The sequence below is a fragment of the Patescibacteria group bacterium genome (genome assembly GCA_028716045.1).
Taxonomy (GTDB): Bacteria; Patescibacteriota; Patescibacteriia; order JAQUQO01; family JAQUQO01; genus JAQUQO01.
This window is the reverse complement of record JAQUQO010000001.1, coordinates 264,558-281,112: the sequence shown is the minus strand read 5'-3', so window position 1 is coordinate 281,112 and position 16,555 is coordinate 264,558. Positions and strand designations below refer to the sequence as shown.

Here is a 16,555-nt window from a genome sequence, read left to right as displayed (position 1 = left end):
ATGATATAAATTATTTTATTAAATTATTTTTCCAAAGCGGCCGCTCCGGCGCTGACTTCGGCAATCTCTCTGGTAATGCTCGCCTGGCGGAATTTATTATAACTTAAACTCAATTCTTCAATCATATCTTTGGCGGCTTCGGAAGCGTTTTTCATAGCCACCATTCTGGCGCTATGTTCCGAAGCGTTAGCTTCCAAAATTATGCTATATACCTGAATTTCTATAAGCTTAGGCAGTATCACTTTTAAAACTTCGTCTGGTGACGGTTCGAAAATGTATTCCCCGCCGGATTCTTCTTTCGTAAATTTGCCCGCGTCGGCATATTTGCCCCTAGCCGGCGTAATTTCTTGTACCACTGCTTCCAACATTTCCTTTTTAATCGGCAAGACATGGCGAAGAACCGTCTCTTGTTTTAAAGTGGAAATAAAATTAGTATAAGCGAAAACTGCCTGGCCGTATTTTTTATCGTAATAATCGCGCATCAACATTCGCGCTAACGGCAGAACTTCTATCACGTCGGTTTTATCGCCAAAACCGGTAAAGTCGGCAATGATATCCAAGCTCAACCGTCCCGCCCATTCGCGCGCTTTTCTGCCCACGGCGATAATTTTTACTTTCTCCTTTTGCTGTTTTAAAAATTCGGCCAGGCGACGGAAAAGATTGGCATTCAATCCTCCGCATAAACCTTTATCGGTGGAAATAACCGCTAGATATGTCTCGCCCTCCGCTCGTTCTTCCAAAAGCGGATGTTCTGACCGGTCTATCTTGCCGCTCAAGTGCGTTAAAATTTCCAGGGCCTTCAAAGCGTAAGGCCTGGCCGCCAGCGCCACCTCCTGGCTCCGGCGCATTTTGACAGCCGAAACCATCTCCATGGCTTTAGTTATTTGCTTGGTATTTTTAACCGATTTTATCCGGCGTTTTATTTCTTTGCCTGACTGCGCCATGATGGTAAAATTTTATTTGTAGCTATTTTTAAAATCAACCAGAGCCTTTTTTAACTCCGTTTCAATTTTTTCATCTAAAACTTTCCCTTCTTTTATAGTTTTAAGAATACTGGCTCTCTGATTTTCCATAAAAGACAAAAATTTCTCCTCAAAATCTTTTAAAGATTCCACCGCAACATCATCTACATAACCATTATTAGCCGCGTAAAGCATGCAAACTTGTTTATAAAATGGCATCGGCAAATACTGACCTTGCTTTAAAATTTCTTCAATTCTTTTGCCTCTCTCAATACGGGATTTAGTCTCTGCGTCCAAGTCGGAACTAAATTGCGCAAAAGCCGCCAGCTCGCGATATTGGGCCGCAGCCAATTTTAATTTGCCAGCCACTTTTTTCATGGCCTTGGTTTGCGCTGCTGAACCCACGCGCGACACGGACAAACCGACGTTCACGGCCGGACGAATGCCCTGATAAAACAAATCCGCTTCCAGATAAATCTGGCCATCGGTAATGGAAATTACATTAGTGGGAATATAAGCCGAGACATCGCCGGATTGGGTTTCAATAATCGGCAGAGCGGTCAAAGAACCGCCACCCTCCGCTTCCGACATTCTCGCCGCGCGCTCCAACAAACGGGAATGAAGATAAAAAACATCTCCCGGGTAGGCCTCGCGTCCCGGCGGACGGCGGAGCAAAAGTGAAACTTGGCGGTAAGCCCAAGCGTGTTTAGATAAATCATCGTAAATAATAAGAGCATCCTTGCCCTTGTCCATAAAATATTCGCCCATAGCGCAACCGGCGTAAGGAGCGAGATAAGATAAGGAAGCCGATTTCGAAGCGCCGGCCACCACCACGATTGTGTGTTCCATCGCTCCTCGCGCCTGAAGTTCCGCCACGATTTTAGCGACTTTTGACTCTTTTTGACCGATGGCCACATAAATGCAAACGGGACGTTTTTCCTTTGGTTCATTTAATTGAGCAATAATTGTATCTATGACAATGGCGGTCTTACCGGTTTGACGGTCCCCGATAATGAGCTCGCGCTGGCCGCGACCTATCGGGAACATTGAATCAATGACTTTAAGACCGGTGTGCAGGGGCGTGTCCACTGATTTTCTGGTGATAACACGCGGAGCGATTTTCTCCACCGGATAAAAAGCGCTTTCTTTTATGTCTCCCTTACCATCAATCGGCTGGCCCAAAACATTGACCACGCGGCCGACGAGCTTCTCCCCCACTGGTACCTCCAGAATTCTTCCGGTATTCTTCACCAGGTCGCCTTCTTTAATTTTTAAATAATCGCCGAGAATAATAGCGCCGATTTGGTCCTCCTCCAAATTTAGAGCCACGCCAAAAATGTCTCCCGAAAATTCCAAAAGTTCCCCGGACATCGCTTCGCTAAGGCCGGAAACCGTCGCCACGCCATCGGCGACTTTCAACACCTTGCCGACATTCTGAACCCTTTCTTCAAATTTAAAATCGGCAATTTGTTTCTTTAAACTGTTAATTATCGCGTCTGTGTTATTGGACATATATTTTATTTAAATTTTAACTATTTAACTCAATTTTTTTCTTAAAGATAGAATCTTATTTTTAAAACTTCCGTCTAAAAGTTTGTCTCCCGCCAAAATCCTGACTCCGCCAAGAAGTAAATCATCCCTTTTTTCTTGAAGTAAAACTTCGCGGTTGCCGGTCGTTTTTTTAATACCCTTAATAATACCGGCCCTATTTTTTGCGGAAAGCGCTCTCGCTGTCGCAACTTCAGCTCTTACAAGGCCGTTTCTTTTATCGCTCAACTTCGTAAACTCGGCAATTATCGCGGGGAGTTTTTTAAAATCATTGTGCTTGGATAAAAACATTAAAAAATTACGGATATTTTCCCCCAACTCCTTGCCTTTTTTATCTTTGGTTAAGTCATAAAAAACGGCAGCGTATTGTTTTGGTGAATATCTCATATTTTTATTTTTCCAAAGATTCTATTGTTTCGGCAATCTTTTTCTCGTCCATACTTTTACTGACATTTTCCTTTAAAATTTTCTCTACGGCTAAAATCACCAGTTCGGAAACTTTGCCCCTGATTTCTTTTTCGGCTTTTTCTTTTTCAACGACAATTTGCTCTTTGGCCTCGGCCACCACTTTCTCCGCCTCGTTTTTTGTTTTTCCCAAGGCCTCTTGCTTTTCGCGCTCAATCACTTTTTTCGCTTCCTTGATAATTCTTTCAGCCTCCCTCGTGGCATCAGCCAGTCGCTCTTTTTTAAGTTCCTCGGCTTTGGCTAAATTGGCCTCAACCTGCTTGGCGTCCTCCAGACTTTTTTCAATGTAAGATGTGCGCTCATTCATCTTCTTGATAAGCGGCTTTAAAGCGAAAAACCACAAAACTCCGACTACTATGGCAAAATTAACAATCTGCGCTGCCAGCAGCTGCCAATTGATGTGAAAATTTTTGATAAGTTCGTCCATATAATTTAACCATTAAATAATAAACTCGCCACAGGGGGAAATTTCCCCCTGTTCGCGAACCTACTACTTAATACTAAAAGCGATAACCAAAGCGTAAATAGCGACAGCTTCGGCGAAAGCGGCGGCCAAAAGCATCGGCACTAAAATTTTGCCGGCGGCTTCCGGATTGCGGCCGATTGATTCCATGGCCTTAGCACCGATTTTACCGATGGCTAAGGCCGGGCCGATAGAGCCAATGCCGATGGCTAGAGCCTTGGCAACCATTGTTAAATCCATATTTTTTCCTTTTTTAACAGTCGTGCAATCGAGGGAGGAATTTTATTTAACCTCGGCGTAACTGTTATTATTTAAAAACTTAATTAGTGTTCCTCGTGAGCAGAAGTGGCAATCGTAAAATATACCAGTGTCAGCATGGCAAAAATCAGGGCCTGGATAATTCCCACGATTATTTCCAAAAACATAAAAGGAATCGGAAGAATATAAGCAAACAGCACAGCCATGGAAGCCAGAAGCACTTCCCCCGCGAAAATATTACCAAAAAGACGAAAGGACAACGAAGCCACTTTGGCAATTTCGGAAATTATTTCCACTACCCCGACAAAAAACTTAATCGGATTCACTATAATAATGGTCGGGTCCTTAAAAATCTTTTTGGGAATTTCCGCCAGACCTTTCAAATTAATGAACTTATTAAAATAATTCCAAACGCCGATAAAAATTATTCCCACGATGTGCGAACCAATAACCGCCGCCAAAGCCAGGGCCAGAGTAGTATTTAAATCGGCCGTGGCGCCGCGAAACAAGGGAATAAAAATATTTTCTCCGCCGTGAGTTTCTACAAAACCCAAAGACCCGATGCCCGGCAAAAGACCGAGCCAATTATTTAAAAGAATGAAAACAAACAAACAAAAAACGATGGGCGCGAATAACAAAGATTTTTTTCTATCTCCTGTGACGGAATCGAAAAGCTTTAGCGCTTCTTCAATTATTATTTCCATAATATTTTGAAGTCCGTGCGGCACGAGAGAAATTTTTCGCCTGATTAAAACCGCCAAAATTACAATGAGCGCCACCACAAACCAGCTATTTAGCAGAGAATTGGTGACGGTGAAACCGCCGACGTTAAAAATGGGCTCGGCGAAAAGAGTCGTTTCATGCTTTACTTCTCCCTGAGTTTCTACCGGCTCCCCTCCTCCACTCAAATCGGACGAACCAACCGCATGGTCACCGGCTAAATCTCCACTATGGCTTTTTTGTTCCGTCTGGATGCTCATCTTTTTTATTTTCTTCAGTTATTTTATTCATCGATTTGATGGTCTTAGAAACAATGCCGAACATGGAAATCACGAAAGCCACGCCAACGGAAACCAAAAATAACCATGGTTCGGAATTATATCTGACATCTAGCCAGCGCCCAAGATACACTGCCGCGATTATAGGAACAACAATCCAGCCGGAAAGTTCAAAAAAAAGAACTAAATGCGGTTGCCACCAAGCGGTTTCATTAACTGGTTTTTTATTTTCCAATTGGCTCATAAAAATTTTGAATAAAACAAAACGCCCCCCTCTCTCTTTACTCTCTCGGAAATACTTGCGATACTTCCCTATTAGTTGTCCACAGGTACAAAGTATTTATATAATGTTAGCCCCTTTTATCAAATTCGTCAACGGTGGCAAATTTTTTAAAGCTAAATTTGGAAGAAACATAAAACCCGAGACGCTCTTGACAAAAACACTAATTATTAATATATTTAAAACAGTTATAATGCTTAAAATGAACTTTAACAAGGAGAGCTAAAAAGCTCGGAAAAATATTTTTCTTTGCTATATGCGGAGCTTTCTTGGGAAGCATGCTTTGCTTTCTCTGGGCAGGAGTGGGATTAGCGGACCACCTAACTGACGACGGGTTTATTTTCAAATCTGTATTTTTAGATGGATTATTTCTCTCTATTTCTTTGGGACCTACTGTCGGTGGAATAATCGGAGGAATTGTTGGTGTAATATATGTAATTTCCCGTAAAATATCTGCTATTTTCCACAAGTGACTTCACAAAAAACAATAAAAAATTTCCTCAAACAAAAAAGAGCTCTGGAACGTCAGCGCTCTTTTTTATTTTATATATTTGGCTTATCCAATTCTATCGGCTCTATTTTTGAATTCTTGCCGGTTATTTTCGTCACGTCTTTGTCAACCTTTTTAAATTCTTTATACGCCGAGTTGTACATATTCACTGTCGTCCCCAAATTATTGCCAAGCTTTTGTAGATAGCTTTCATAACTCAATAAATGTTTTTGCAGGTCTTCCACGTGCTCACGGATTTCTTTGGCCGACTCTTCAATCTGGAGTGCGCGCAAACCCTGAAGCACGGTTTGGAGATAAGCAAAAAAACTGGTGGGCGAAACAATAATCACGTGCTTTTCTTTAAAAGCATACTCAATTAAATCCCGCGTATTGACTTTGACCGCCCCGACCTGATTAATCAATAAATCGTAATAGACCCCTTCCGAGGGAATAAACATAAAAGCGAAGTCCATGGTTTTTTCGTTTGGACGAATGTATTTTGAAGTTTCATCAATTCTTTTTTTCAAATCCTCCTTAAACACCTTTTCGTATCCTTCTTTTCGCGCGGCGTCTTTTTCGGCCAAAATTTTATTGTAATTTTCCAAGGAAAACTTGGAATCAATGGGAATGATTTTATTTTGAACGAAAATAACCGCGTCCACAATCACGCCATCTTTAAATTTATACTGCATTTCATAAGATTGCGGGGGTAACACGTTTTTCAAAATCGTTTCTAAAAAATATTCGCCCAAAATACCGCGCTGTTTGGGATTTTTTAAAATATCCTCTAAACTTTGCAATTGTTCAGCGAACCCCACGACCTGCCTATTAGTCTCGTCAATTTTGGTTAATTTTTCCGTAACCTCGGAAATTATCCGATGGCTCTGGCCGGTCTGGCGCTGGATAAATTCCAAATTTTTTTCCAAAGACCCGCGAAACTCACTCCTGATATTTTGCAATTCCTTATTTAAGGTTTCCATGGCATTATCCTGACCATTATCTTTGGCCTCTTTCTTTTTAAACTCCAAAATCAGCCAGCCAATGGCAACTAACACAAAAACGCCGATTATTACCAACACTATTTCCATAAAACTTGACAAATGATTAAATCTGTTATATTATACACTACTCTTCATTTTAAAACAAAGGAGGTAAAATGAAAAACTTGTTCTTTCTGATGTTAATGATGACGTTTTTCTCGGCCTGCGCAGCCCCAAAAACTATTACTTACACTTATAACGGCGGTAATGAAAATGTGTGTGCCGTAAGGGAATCTGCGGGGAAAAATGAACTTATTTGCACATTCTTTTGTCCCATTGGATTCAAGTCGGAAAGTTTTACCGATGCCGGCAGTATTATTTGCAAAAAGGAGACCCCTAATGACCCGACTGGTGTTACTCTTTATTAGTATCGGTTTATTTATCGCTTCCTGTGCGAGCGGACCGCGAATAGTGGTCATCCCAACCAAATGTCCTCCGGGAACGGATGAAAAGATGAAACTGGCCGGATTTGAAGAAGACATTGGAACGGCCAGTTTTGAATTCCCTATCCGCAAAACAACCGGAGTGATAAATCCCGAAAAAGTCACAGAAATCTACGTAAAAATCTGCAAAGAAAGCCCGTCTGACAAAAAATAGTCAGGCGGTTTTTATTTTAGAAAACAACCTCAAAGCGTTTTGCCAAGTCGCCTCCGCCACTTCTTCAAATTCCAATCCTTTCAGTTTGGCGATTTTTTCCGCCACGTATTTTACGTAAAGCGGTTCGTTACGTTTTCCGCGAAACGGCTCCGGCGTCAAATAAGGCGCGTCGGTTTCCACCATCAATTTTTCCAAGGGCAATCCGGCAATAACTTTGTCCCAATCTTTTACAAAAGTGATAAGCCCCGTAAAGCTAATTAAAAATCCTAATTCAATATATTCGCGAGCCAGCTTCAAGTCGCCCGAAAAACAATGGAGTACTCCCCTTTCTTTTAACTTCTCCCTCTCGTATCTACGTTTTAAAATTTCCATAATATCATCATGCGCTTCGCGGCAATGGATAATCGCCGGTAACTCCATTTCTTCTGCCAAATCCAAATGTTTTTCAAAAACTTCCCGCTGATTTTTTCTGACTTCCTCCTTACTGTAACCTTCTGGCCAATGGTAATAATCAAGCCCCGTTTCCCCTATGGCCACGGTCTTTTTATCTTCCGCTAATTTTTTATAAAAATTATAATCAAACGCTTCGCCGCGGACAGAAAATTTAAAACTAATTTCCGCTTCATCAATCTCGGTCCTAAAAAGATGAATGGGATGCAGCGCTACTGCCGCGTAAACTCCCTCTTTAAACTCTTGGGCATATTCAACCGCCCGCCCGCTGGTCGTGCTTTGCGAACCGACATTTATCAACCAAGTGTCATTAGCCAAACTGCGCTTAATCACTTCATCAGCGTCATTTTTGTAAGCGTTGAAATTAACGTGGCAATGGGTATCAATTAACATACGGCGAATGACTAATAGATAAAATTAGATGACGGATTTTATCTTTTTTAACAATTCCGGAAAAAGCGGCCACAAGATTGTTGTGACCAATAAAAGATACGGGGCGATTTCCGACCGAGCCATCTGCTCTGTTAAAACGCCAAGATTATACTTACTGGCCACATAAAGAATGGTTCCCAAAACCAGCATCCCTTCCAGCGCTCCAAATATCCCTCCAGCCAAACGATTGATGGTTTTTAAAAATGGAATGATGGAAATAATGTTAAAAACTTTTTCCAATAAATAAAAAGCTAAACCGACGAGGCGGGTTACTATAATAAAAATCATTATAAAAATTATGATTTTTGCCCAATTACTTGAGCCGACAAGCCAGCCAAGCTGATTGGCAACAACTTCATAATAATGAGTCGCCACCCACGAACCGGCGATGACTCCGACTAACGCGCCGAGTGTATGAATTAACCCAAACCAAAGGCCGAATAATATAAACCCACCTAAAATGATAAGGAGAACGAGGTCAAATAAAATCATAAAAATTTAAATTATGAATTATGAGTTATGAATTAGGAATTATGATTCCTAATTTCTATTTCTTATTTATCTAATCTTGGAAAAAGAATTTCGCCTTTTTTGATTTTGGCGTTTTCTTTAAGACCGCCCCACTCCATCGCCCTTTTAAAATCTTTGATTTCCTCAACTTTCGACTGTCCCAACTGCTCCAAAATTTTATCCGCCGTCTCGGGCATAAAGGGGTAAATCATGAGAGCGATATGACGGGTCCTTTCTAAAACATTATACATCACAACTTCAGTTCGTTCGTCTTTATTTTTTATCAACTCCCAAGGTTTGGTTGTGGAAATATAATTATCCAAAAAAGCAATCATACTCTGAACTTCTTTATCATTAATTTTACCTGAAATTAGATAAAGGGGGGCTCTGTCTAGGGCTATCTCCCCCATCTTTCTTTTATAAGATTCCCAAGTATTATCTATATCAAATATACACGTAAAATCACCCCATACTTCAGGTAATTGATTGTTATTTTTTAATCTCATCCCCGCCTCTTCCATTTTCTCAAATAACGCCGTCGCCCTTGCCACCAAATTTCCCAACCCGTTTGCCAAATCCGCCGTGTATTTCTCATCAAAAAATTCCCAACCAATATCCCCGTCACTGCCAAAAGAAGTAGCGCTCATCAAGAGATAGCGCGTGGCATCCACGCCGTATTTTTTAACCAAATCTTCCGGCGCAATCACGTTGCCGAGCGATTTGGACATCTTTTGCCCATCAACCAAGAAAAAGCCGTGAATAAAAAGTTCTTTTGGCAATTCCAAACCAAGAGATAAAAGCATCGCCGGCCAAATTGTGGCGTGTACCCTCAAAATATCCTTGCTCATCAGTTGGACATCTGGGGGCCAAAATTCCGGTGATTTTTTACCCGAACCCTCCCAATCTAACCCTGTCAAATAATTCAAAAACGCGTCAGCCCAAACATAGGTCGTCTGGCTTTTATCCCATGGAAGCGGTATACCCCATTTAACGTTCTTGCGGGAAAAAGCCACGTCTTTAAGCCCCTCGTTTTTATAAAAACTTATAACTTCATTTTTTCTTTCTTTGGGTGAAATTTTAAATTCGTCGCTTTCTATCTTTTTCAAAAGCTCTTTCTGATATTTAGAGAGCTTGAACATATAGCACTCCTCGCTCATCCATTCTGGTTTCGTTTTATGGTCAGGACATTTGCCATCAATTAAATCCTTCTCATTTTTAAACTGCTCGCAACCGCGGCAATATAGCCCCTCATATTTTCCAGGATAAATATCTCCTTTGTCGTACATATATTGAAGCGCGTTTTGCACGGCCGCCATATGCTCCGCTTCGGTAGTGCGGATAAATCGGTCGTGGGAGATATTAAGATTATCCCAAGCCAGTTCAAATTGCGCCGCCACGCCGTCAACAAATTTTTGCGGCGACAATCCCGCTTCCTTGGCTTTCTCTTCAATTTTCGTGCCATGCTCATCGGTGCCTGTCAAAAAGAAGGTCTTATCGCCAATCAACCGATGATAACGCGCCAAAACATCAGCCGCGACCGTGGTATAAGTATGGCCAATGTGCGGATTGGCGTTGACATAATAAATCGGCGTGGTGATATAAAATTTTCCTTTTTTATTTGACATAAATCAATTGCTGTATTATTGTAAACGATAGTTCTTCGCGCGGAAATTAAGCTGAATTTATTAACACACCGGTAGACCTATACTTCTAAAGCTTAATTTTCGCGCTTTTTTCTTTGATATTTTTTTGGGGGGCTTGACCAGTCAGTTGTAAACTGACGGGACTTGACCAGTCGGTCGCGACCGACTGGTCTTGACAAATATTATAAAATATGGTATAAATTAAAGACAATATGGATTTTAACAAATTAATCAAATAAATAAAAAGGAGAAAAAATGGAAGAAAAATGGATAAAATCCAACGTACCCGCAGAAATACTACGTAAGATTGAACAACTTCTGGCTCCTCTTCGATTGCTAAAAGGGGGCGTAACTACTTTAATACAGCCCATACCGGATCAATCCGACCTATCCTATGTGGAAATATCCACAAAGGGGCTAAACGAAACGGAACGCGATAACCTGTTAAACAATCTCAATTCTCTGTTTCCCCCGCCAAAAGAAGAGGAAAAAACGAAAGTACAAAAAAAGGAAAATACCGAAGAAGAGCCTTCTCTGGCAACCGTCGTCAGGAACGGACCATAAGAAAAAATCCCAAAGCTAAAAAACAAAATCCCCGCACCACGTTTGCGGGGATTTTTATTTTCCCCGCACCACGACTGTGAATTCTCCCTTGATTGAATCTTTTAAAAGTTCCGCTAAAACTTTTTCAATATCGCCGCGATAAATACTCTCAAACATTTTGGTAAGCTCGCGGCAAACAACGATTTGTCTATTTTTATCTAAAAAATTTTTCAATTGCTCCAATGTTTTTAAAATCCGGTGGGTTGATTCGTAAAAAGCCACCGTCTCTTTCGCCACAGCAATTTCTTTAAACAATGTCTCTCTCCCCTTCTTGTGCGGCAAAAATCCCAAAAACTTGAATCTATCTGTCGGAAAACCGGAAATAGATAGCGCCGCGATGACTGCCGAACCCCCGGGAATGGGAACAATTTTCGTGTCTGGCAATTTCTCCACGACATATTCAACCAATTTATTCCCCGGGTCGGAAATCCCCGGCGTGCCAGCATCGCTCACCAACGCGATATTTTTGCCGCGCCTTAATTCTTCAACGATAAAATCCAGCTTGGAAAGCTTGCTATGCTGATGATAACTCTGCGTTTTTGTTCTGATATTGTAATGGTCCAAAAGCTTTTTTGTCTGTCTAGTATCCTCGCACAAAATCAAATCCGCCTCGCCCAAAATCCTGACAGCGCGATGCGTGATATCCTCCAAATTTCCGATTGGCGTGGCGACTATGTATAAAGTTCCCATAAATAAGGATTATTTAAAAATACCATAAAAATGGATAAAAAGAAAGGCCTCCCTACGTTTAGGGAGGCCACTTGGGAGGGGAATTACGTAAGTCCGGCGAAATTTTTATTTAAAACCGAAAGAATACTTTTCAACATAAGGCCAGAGTACTGTCTCGCTCGGACTTCGCAAAATTATTATAGCAAATGCGTTCTTATTAGTCAAAAAATTATCCGTAATACTTCTGCACGTAAAAACTGACGAGTTTCTCCACTTCCGGCAGAGAACCTGGGTCGCCAGTGCCAACTTTGGTTTTGGCCTGTACTTTTTCCAAAGTATCAGCCCCTTCCAGCACCGCTTCTTCTATATCACGGTCAGTGATTTTTAAAACCTTGTCCAAAACCCGATAATTGCCGACTTCCACACGCGCCAATTGTCCGCTCTTACGGAAATAATCGTTAATCGCCTGCCGCAACGCTTTGTCCCCCAAAACCGAACAGTGAATTTTTCGCGCCGGCAAACCGCCTAAAGCGTCAATTATATCATTGGGCGTAAGTTTTAAGGCTTTATCCAATTTCATCCCCTTCACTATTTGCGACATCATGGAAGTGGAAGCAATAGCGCTGCCGCAACCAAAGGTCTGCCAACGGCAATCAGTGATGGTGTCTTTTTTGGGGTCAACTTGAATTAAAACTTTCATCACGTCTCCGCAAGCCGGACTGCCGACATAGCCCACGCCATCGGCCTTGTATTTTTTTTCTTCTTCAGGCCTCAAGATATTGCGCGGATTAAAAAAGTGGTCCTTAACTTTGGGCGAATAAAGCCATTCTTCGCCAGTGCGCTCCACTCCATCGCAGGACTTTGGTAATTTATATGATTTTTTTGATAATTTTTTCATAATTTATAATTTCTATTTTTTAATCTGCGCCAGCTTGCCCTTAACTAAACTACACGCTTTTATCGGCGACATAGCGCGGACTTTCTCCACCAACCCGGGCAAAATTCTCAAAACATCTTCAATATCCTCCTCCGTCGTCCTCTTGCCCAAAGTAAAACGCACACTGCCATGGGCGTATTCATATGGCAATCCCAAGGCCACAATCACGTGCGAAGGGTCCAAATTTGTGGAAGTGCAAGCCGAACCAGTGGAAACATAAATTCCTTCATTATCAAGATATAAAAGCAAGGCCTCGCCTTCAATGCCTAAAATAGTTATATTGGCGTTATTGGGCAAGCGCTGCTCGCGATGGCCGTTTAATTTGACATTGGGAATAGATTTTTCAATTCCGGCAATCAACTCATCGCGCAATTTTATCAGACGCTCATTTTCCTTGTCTTTATTTTTTTGCGCCAATTCCAAAGCGATAGCCACTCCGACAATCCCCGGGATATTTTCCGTGCCGGCGCGCAATCCGAATTCCTGCGCTCCGCCGTAAATCAAGGGCTTAATCTTAACTATTTTTTTCTTATACAAAACTCCCACGCCCTTGGGCCCATAAATCTTACTGCCGTTGATAGTCATTAAATCAACATGAAGTTTTCCCACATCCAAATCCAAAGCGCCAGCCGCTTGGCAGGCGTCAGTGTGAAAATACGGGTAAACCGTATTATGCTCTTTACGGTATTTTAAAATTGCCCGACCAATATCGGCAATCGTCTCAATGGTTCCGATTTCATTGTTGGCATACATTATGGAAACAAGAACCGTTTCCGGGCGAATCGCCCTATAAACATCTTCGGGATTAACCAAGCCATCTTTATCAACTCCAATGTAAGTAATTTCCCAGCCCTCTTTTCTTAATGCTTCCACGCTATGCAAAACAGCATGATGTTCTATTTTGGAGGTGATAATATGTTTGCCTTTTTTCTGATGCTCGCGCGCCACGCCAAAAATTGCCAAATTATCGCTCTCCGTCCCCCCACCCGTGAAAATTATTTCCGAGCCGCGGCAATTAAAAATTTTGGCAATTTTTTCGCGCGCTCCATCAAGAGCGACGAGTGCTCCCCTGCCCTTGGAATGCAAGCTGGAAGGATTGCCGTAATTTTTTTGCCAATACGGCGCCATCGCCTTTTCCACTTCCGGCAAAAGATAGGTGGTGGCCGCATGGTCCAAATAAATCTCTTTTTTTGTTTTCATATTATTTAAAATCGCTTAATTTTATTTTATTTAAAGCTTTGTTAATATCGCAATTCAGACGGAATAAAATTTTTTTGGTTGAACAAGCGGAAATTGCCGGGCAGGACTTGCCGCCCTTCAGACAGCGCATCACCGCCACCTTGCCCTCCAACGCCCGAAAAATATCCCCGAGCTTTATTTGAGCCGGTTTTTTTGTTAAAATATAACCGCCGCCGGAGCCGCGCATTGACCGGATTAATTTTGCCTGACGGAGCTTTCCGGCGAGCCGCTGAAGAAAAAGAAAAGAAATACCGTATTTCTCCGCAAATTTCCGCAAAGAAACCGGCTTTTTATCTTTATTTTTAGCCAATTCCACCATTAACCGCAGGCCATAATCAGATTGTCTATTTATCGTAAACATAAAACTTGACTAATTCATACTAATTTAGTATGATATAAATATATCATAGCTTAAAATAACTGTCAAATCAAAAATTATGCCGGATTATAAAGCTAAAATTACCAAAATAGAAAAACTGGCGCCGCAAGTTCTCTCTTTATATTTGCAACCGCAAGAAAAAATAAATTTCCAGGCCGGCCAATATATTCTCGTGAAAATTCCCCAACATGACATTTATCGCGCCTACTCTTTATTTTCCACGCCCGAAGAAAATCAAATCCGCCTCTGCATTCAACTTATCCCCAACGGCAAGGCCTCGGGATATTTCGCCGCCATTAAAGAGGGTGAGGAGCTGGAATTTAAAGGACCCTTCGGTTCTTTTATTTTAGAAGAAGCGCCGGAATATATTTTCGCGGCCACCGGCGCCGGACTTTCTCCACTGCGGTGCATGATTAAAGAACTCTTACAAAACGGGAGTAAAAAACCTATTCATCTTTTTTTAGGGCGACGCTATGAAGAAGATATTTTTCTTACGGATGAGCTTGAAGAATTAAAGAAAAAATATCCCAATTTTTCCTATACCCCTACCCTCACCCGACCGACTTCCGCTTGGCCGGGAGCCACGGGCCGAGTGACGGAACATTTGGCAAAGTTGAAAAATTATAAAAATAAAAAATTTTACATCTGCGGCCAACCCGATATGGTCAATGATTGTGTGGCCATTCTCAAAGAAAACGGCGTAGAAACCAAGGACATTCATTTTGAAAAATTTAATTAAAAAAGCGAGAGTTTTTTTAAACTCTCGCCCGGAATCTGCTTTCCTAAGGCTCACCACTTAAGGCAGGTGACTCCTATGGGGACAGGTGCGAATCTGTTCAATGTTCACTGTTCCAGTGAACTTCCGAAGATGGGTAAAAGTGCCTCATCTTTTCCTCCTTTTTAAGATTATTACGATTTTATGAATAATATAGGCACAAACGCCTATAAAATCACTATCTAAAACGACTTTTTATCGTAATAATACATTATAGCACATTCTGATGGTTTTGTCAAGACCCCGGGCGCTTTAAGCGTCAAAGGGTCAAGGGCTCAACATAAAAAGAAGTTTTTAAAATAAAAAACCCCGTAAAGCTACGATTAGCTCTGCGGGGTAAAATTACTCTGTAAAATATAACCTAAAACATTATTCCGGACATGAAGTGTATTCTGTGTAGAGATTACCATCGTCGTCAACTCCTATCTTCACAAAACAATCTGGCTTATAGAGCCAAATAGGATAATACTCCGCCGGATTTTTTGCCGTGTTGTAATAAACACAGTTTATATTTTTATTAATACCACCGTCGCAATCATCGCAAATTTCCAGTTCGAAGCTACAGACAACATTTTCTTCTTTTATAAAATTGAATGTAAACATTGCTCCTATTACAGCGGAAATAAAAACGAAAACACCAATTATTTTTACTACCTTTTTCATTCCAACTCCTCCTTTATTTTTATGTTATTTAATTTTCAAACAACTCTATTCACTAACCTTGCTTTACTTAATAAAACAGACATTTTGCTATCTTTGAGAGAATTATTGCTATAGTCCAAGACAACAAAATGCCTGTTTTCTATCTCTCTCTATGTTTTATTGTAACAAACTATTATAGCACATTCTGACGGTTTTGTCAAGGGCTTAACGTAAAAATGGCTTTAATTAGCTATTCTTCTATTGTCTACAGAGACCCCGCCATGGCGCGTCTCTACATTTTAAATTAAATAAAAACCCCGAGCGGCAGATGCGCCCGGGGAATGTCCGTTTTTTCTCCCTAACAGCGGAACATTTTTCACTTTATTAGGGATATCCCTGTTTTCTCCGCCAGACCGGGAATCGTCTTAAGCGGAGCCTAGCTGTTTGCCAATTATTGAAAGTCCGCTAGGCGACTTTCTTTATATGAATATACTCTATCATATTTTAACGATATTGTCAAGACCCCGAACTCGCAGAGACAATTCATGAATTGTCTCTGCGAATATATAATAATAAAAAACCCGCCACGAGGGGTTTACATTTATTTAATATTCTATCCCCTCTCTCGCCGGCACGCCCTGATAAAAATAATGTTTAATTAATTTCATCTCGGTAATCAAATCCGCGCTATCTAAAATTTCTTGCGGGCAATCACGGCCGGTGATAACCAGTTCCAGATGCTCCGGTTTTTTATCTAACAATTTTATAATATCCGCGACTGGCAGCATTTTTAAATTTGCCGCTAAACCAAGCTCGTCTAGAATTATCAGGTTGTAATTTTTAGTAAATAAATCTTCGGCGATTTTCAAACCGCGTTCCGCTTCTTTAATGTCTTCCGGCAAAACTCCAAAACGAAATTCCCGCGTCCGGGGATTAACGCGGTCCAGACCGGTAGCAAAATATTCCACGCCCAATTTCCGCAAAATTTCGCGCTCACCGTAATTCTCCCCGCCCTTGTCAAAATAGACCACTGCCACCTTTCGGCCCCTGCCTAAAGCGCGAATAAGCAGGCCCAGAGAAGCTGTGGTCTTCCCCTTGCCCTTGCCGGTATAAACTTGAATGTATCCTTTGCCTGTTGCCATAGTTTAAAAGAGGCGGGCTCGCGCCCGCCCTTA

The 16,555-nt window shown here is 41.4% G+C and carries 21 protein-coding genes; 4 read left to right on the top strand and 17 right to left on the bottom strand.

Annotated features, from left to right (window positions below):
* Positions 1–23: 23 nt before the first annotated feature.
* The 8 genes from atpG to PHG22_01405 all read right to left on the bottom strand — a co-directional run bounded on the left by atpG (position 24) and on the right by PHG22_01405 (position 6,552).
* Positions 24–944 (bottom strand): ATP synthase F1 subunit gamma, encoded by a 921-nt coding sequence (gene atpG, locus PHG22_01440; protein ID MDD5490440.1) that lies wholly within the window; start codon positions 942–944, stop codon positions 24–26.
* A gap of 12 nt (positions 945–956) precedes the next feature.
* Positions 957–2,474 (bottom strand): F0F1 ATP synthase subunit alpha, encoded by a 1,518-nt coding sequence (atpA, locus tag PHG22_01435; GenBank protein ID MDD5490439.1) that lies wholly within the window; start codon positions 2,472–2,474, stop codon positions 957–959.
* A gap of 24 nt (positions 2,475–2,498) precedes the next feature.
* Complete coding sequence (gene atpH, locus PHG22_01430; GenBank protein MDD5490438.1) at positions 2,499–2,897, bottom strand: ATP synthase F1 subunit delta; 399 nt, start codon at positions 2,895–2,897, stop codon at positions 2,499–2,501.
* 4 nt (positions 2,898–2,901) lie between these two features.
* On the bottom strand, positions 2,902–3,402 hold the full coding sequence (atpF, locus tag PHG22_01425) for a F0F1 ATP synthase subunit B (protein MDD5490437.1): 501 nt from the start codon (positions 3,400–3,402) through the stop codon (positions 2,902–2,904).
* 63 nt (positions 3,403–3,465) lie between these two features.
* Positions 3,466–3,678 carry an ATP synthase F0 subunit C gene (atpE, locus tag PHG22_01420; protein MDD5490436.1) on the bottom strand — a complete coding sequence of 71 codons (213 nt, stop codon included), beginning with the start codon at positions 3,676–3,678 and terminating at the stop codon, positions 3,466–3,468.
* A gap of 83 nt (positions 3,679–3,761) precedes the next feature.
* Positions 3,762–4,676, bottom strand: coding sequence for a F0F1 ATP synthase subunit A (atpB, locus tag PHG22_01415; protein ID MDD5490435.1), 915 nt, complete (start codon positions 4,674–4,676; stop codon positions 3,762–3,764).
* Positions 4,645–4,938: an AtpZ/AtpI family protein gene (locus tag PHG22_01410; protein ID MDD5490434.1), complete on the bottom strand. Its 294-nt coding sequence runs from the start codon at positions 4,936–4,938 to the stop codon at positions 4,645–4,647. The genes atpB and PHG22_01410 overlap by 32 nt, the downstream gene beginning before the upstream one ends.
* 579 nt (positions 4,939–5,517) lie before the next feature.
* On the bottom strand, positions 5,518–6,552 hold the full coding sequence (locus PHG22_01405; protein MDD5490433.1) for a DNA recombination protein RmuC: 1,035 nt from the start codon (positions 6,550–6,552) through the stop codon (positions 5,518–5,520).
* 68 nt (positions 6,553–6,620) lie between these two features.
* Here PHG22_01405 and PHG22_01400 point away from each other — a divergent pair, with 68 nt between their 5' ends.
* Both PHG22_01400 and PHG22_01395 read left to right on the top strand, forming a co-directional pair.
* Positions 6,621–6,872 (top strand): hypothetical protein, encoded by a 252-nt coding sequence (locus PHG22_01400; GenBank protein ID MDD5490432.1) that lies wholly within the window; start codon positions 6,621–6,623, stop codon positions 6,870–6,872.
* A complete protein-coding gene (locus PHG22_01395; protein ID MDD5490431.1) occupies positions 6,856–7,101 on the top strand; it encodes a hypothetical protein in 246 nt (81 codons plus the stop codon). Before PHG22_01400 ends, PHG22_01395 begins: the two co-directional genes overlap by 17 nt.
* On the opposite strand, the gene PHG22_01390 is transcribed toward PHG22_01395, so the two are convergent.
* From PHG22_01390 to metG, 3 genes are all read right to left on the bottom strand, one after another.
* Entirely contained in the window at positions 7,102–7,944 is an 843-nt protein-coding gene (locus PHG22_01390) for a TatD family hydrolase (protein ID MDD5490430.1), read from the bottom strand.
* A 24-nt stretch (positions 7,945–7,968) separates the two neighbouring features.
* Complete coding sequence (locus tag PHG22_01385; protein ID MDD5490429.1) at positions 7,969–8,475, bottom strand: CvpA family protein; 507 nt, start codon at positions 8,473–8,475, stop codon at positions 7,969–7,971.
* A gap of 62 nt (positions 8,476–8,537) precedes the next feature.
* Complete coding sequence (metG, locus tag PHG22_01380) at positions 8,538–10,118, bottom strand: methionine--tRNA ligase (GenBank protein MDD5490428.1); 1,581 nt, start codon at positions 10,116–10,118, stop codon at positions 8,538–8,540.
* Between the two features lie 273 nt (positions 10,119–10,391).
* Between metG and PHG22_01375 the strand changes: the two genes are divergently transcribed.
* Positions 10,392–10,700, top strand: coding sequence for a hypothetical protein (locus tag PHG22_01375; protein ID MDD5490427.1), 309 nt, complete (start codon positions 10,392–10,394; stop codon positions 10,698–10,700).
* Positions 10,701–10,754: 54 nt separating this feature from the next.
* On the opposite strand, the gene rsmI is transcribed toward PHG22_01375, so the two are convergent.
* From rsmI to PHG22_01355, 4 genes are all read right to left on the bottom strand, one after another.
* Positions 10,755–11,429, bottom strand: coding sequence for a 16S rRNA (cytidine(1402)-2'-O)-methyltransferase (rsmI, locus tag PHG22_01370; GenBank protein MDD5490426.1), 675 nt, complete (start codon positions 11,427–11,429; stop codon positions 10,755–10,757).
* Positions 11,430–11,637: 208 nt separating this feature from the next.
* A complete protein-coding gene (locus tag PHG22_01365; protein ID MDD5490425.1) occupies positions 11,638–12,306 on the bottom strand; it encodes an iron-sulfur cluster assembly scaffold protein in 669 nt (222 codons plus the stop codon).
* A 12-nt stretch (positions 12,307–12,318) separates the two neighbouring features.
* Positions 12,319–13,545, bottom strand: coding sequence for a cysteine desulfurase family protein (locus tag PHG22_01360; GenBank protein MDD5490424.1), 1,227 nt, complete (start codon positions 13,543–13,545; stop codon positions 12,319–12,321).
* Between the two features lies 1 nt (position 13,546).
* On the bottom strand, positions 13,547–13,945 hold the full coding sequence (locus PHG22_01355) for an Rrf2 family transcriptional regulator (GenBank protein MDD5490423.1): 399 nt from the start codon (positions 13,943–13,945) through the stop codon (positions 13,547–13,549).
* A 76-nt stretch (positions 13,946–14,021) separates the two neighbouring features.
* Here PHG22_01355 and PHG22_01350 point away from each other — a divergent pair, with 76 nt between their 5' ends.
* Positions 14,022–14,702 carry an FAD-binding oxidoreductase gene (locus tag PHG22_01350; protein ID MDD5490422.1) on the top strand — a complete coding sequence of 227 codons (681 nt, stop codon included), beginning with the start codon at positions 14,022–14,024 and terminating at the stop codon, positions 14,700–14,702.
* Between the two features lie 405 nt (positions 14,703–15,107).
* On the opposite strand, the gene PHG22_01345 is transcribed toward PHG22_01350, so the two are convergent.
* Together PHG22_01345 and PHG22_01340 are read right to left on the bottom strand one after the other, a co-directional pair.
* Positions 15,108–15,341, bottom strand: coding sequence for a hypothetical protein (locus PHG22_01345; protein MDD5490421.1), 234 nt, complete (start codon positions 15,339–15,341; stop codon positions 15,108–15,110).
* Between the two features lie 644 nt (positions 15,342–15,985).
* Positions 15,986–16,522, bottom strand: a complete 537-nt coding sequence (locus PHG22_01340; protein ID MDD5490420.1) for a cob(I)yrinic acid a,c-diamide adenosyltransferase — start codon at positions 16,520–16,522, stop codon at positions 15,986–15,988.
* Positions 16,523–16,555 lie beyond the last annotated feature (33 nt).

Coding starts and splice junctions, on each gene's coding strand:
- PHG22_01375 (MDD5490427.1), top strand. CDS start 10,392: ATGGAAGAAAAATGGATAAAATCCAACGTACCCGCAGAAATACTACGT.
- atpE (MDD5490436.1), bottom strand. CDS start 3,678: ATGGATTTAACAATGGTTGCCAAGGCTCTAGCCATCGGCATTGGCTCT.
- PHG22_01360 (MDD5490424.1), bottom strand. CDS start 13,545: ATGAAAACAAAAAAAGAGATTTATTTGGACCATGCGGCCACCACCTAT.
- atpH (MDD5490438.1), bottom strand. CDS start 2,897: ATGAGATATTCACCAAAACAATACGCTGCCGTTTTTTATGACTTAACC.
- PHG22_01410 (MDD5490434.1), bottom strand. CDS start 4,938: ATGAGCCAATTGGAAAATAAAAAACCAGTTAATGAAACCGCTTGGTGG.
- atpF (MDD5490437.1), bottom strand. CDS start 3,402: ATGGACGAACTTATCAAAAATTTTCACATCAATTGGCAGCTGCTGGCA.
- atpA (MDD5490439.1), bottom strand. CDS start 2,474: ATGTCCAATAACACAGACGCGATAATTAACAGTTTAAAGAAACAAATT.
- PHG22_01405 (MDD5490433.1), bottom strand. CDS start 6,552: ATGGAAATAGTGTTGGTAATAATCGGCGTTTTTGTGTTAGTTGCCATT.
- rsmI (MDD5490426.1), bottom strand. CDS start 11,429: ATGGGAACTTTATACATAGTCGCCACGCCAATCGGAAATTTGGAGGAT.
- atpG (MDD5490440.1), bottom strand. CDS start 944: ATGGCGCAGTCAGGCAAAGAAATAAAACGCCGGATAAAATCGGTTAAA.
- PHG22_01340 (MDD5490420.1), bottom strand. CDS start 16,522: ATGGCAACAGGCAAAGGATACATTCAAGTTTATACCGGCAAGGGCAAG.
- PHG22_01385 (MDD5490429.1), bottom strand. CDS start 8,475: ATGATTTTATTTGACCTCGTTCTCCTTATCATTTTAGGTGGGTTTATA.
- PHG22_01400 (MDD5490432.1), top strand. CDS start 6,621: ATGAAAAACTTGTTCTTTCTGATGTTAATGATGACGTTTTTCTCGGCC.
- PHG22_01390 (MDD5490430.1), bottom strand. CDS start 7,944: ATGTTAATTGATACCCATTGCCACGTTAATTTCAACGCTTACAAAAAT.
- atpB (MDD5490435.1), bottom strand. CDS start 4,676: ATGAGCATCCAGACGGAACAAAAAAGCCATAGTGGAGATTTAGCCGGT.
- PHG22_01350 (MDD5490422.1), top strand. CDS start 14,022: ATGCCGGATTATAAAGCTAAAATTACCAAAATAGAAAAACTGGCGCCG.
- PHG22_01355 (MDD5490423.1), bottom strand. CDS start 13,945: ATGTTTACGATAAATAGACAATCTGATTATGGCCTGCGGTTAATGGTG.
- PHG22_01345 (MDD5490421.1), bottom strand. CDS start 15,341: ATGTTTACATTCAATTTTATAAAAGAAGAAAATGTTGTCTGTAGCTTC.
- PHG22_01365 (MDD5490425.1), bottom strand. CDS start 12,306: ATGAAAAAATTATCAAAAAAATCATATAAATTACCAAAGTCCTGCGAT.
- metG (MDD5490428.1), bottom strand. CDS start 10,118: ATGTCAAATAAAAAAGGAAAATTTTATATCACCACGCCGATTTATTAT.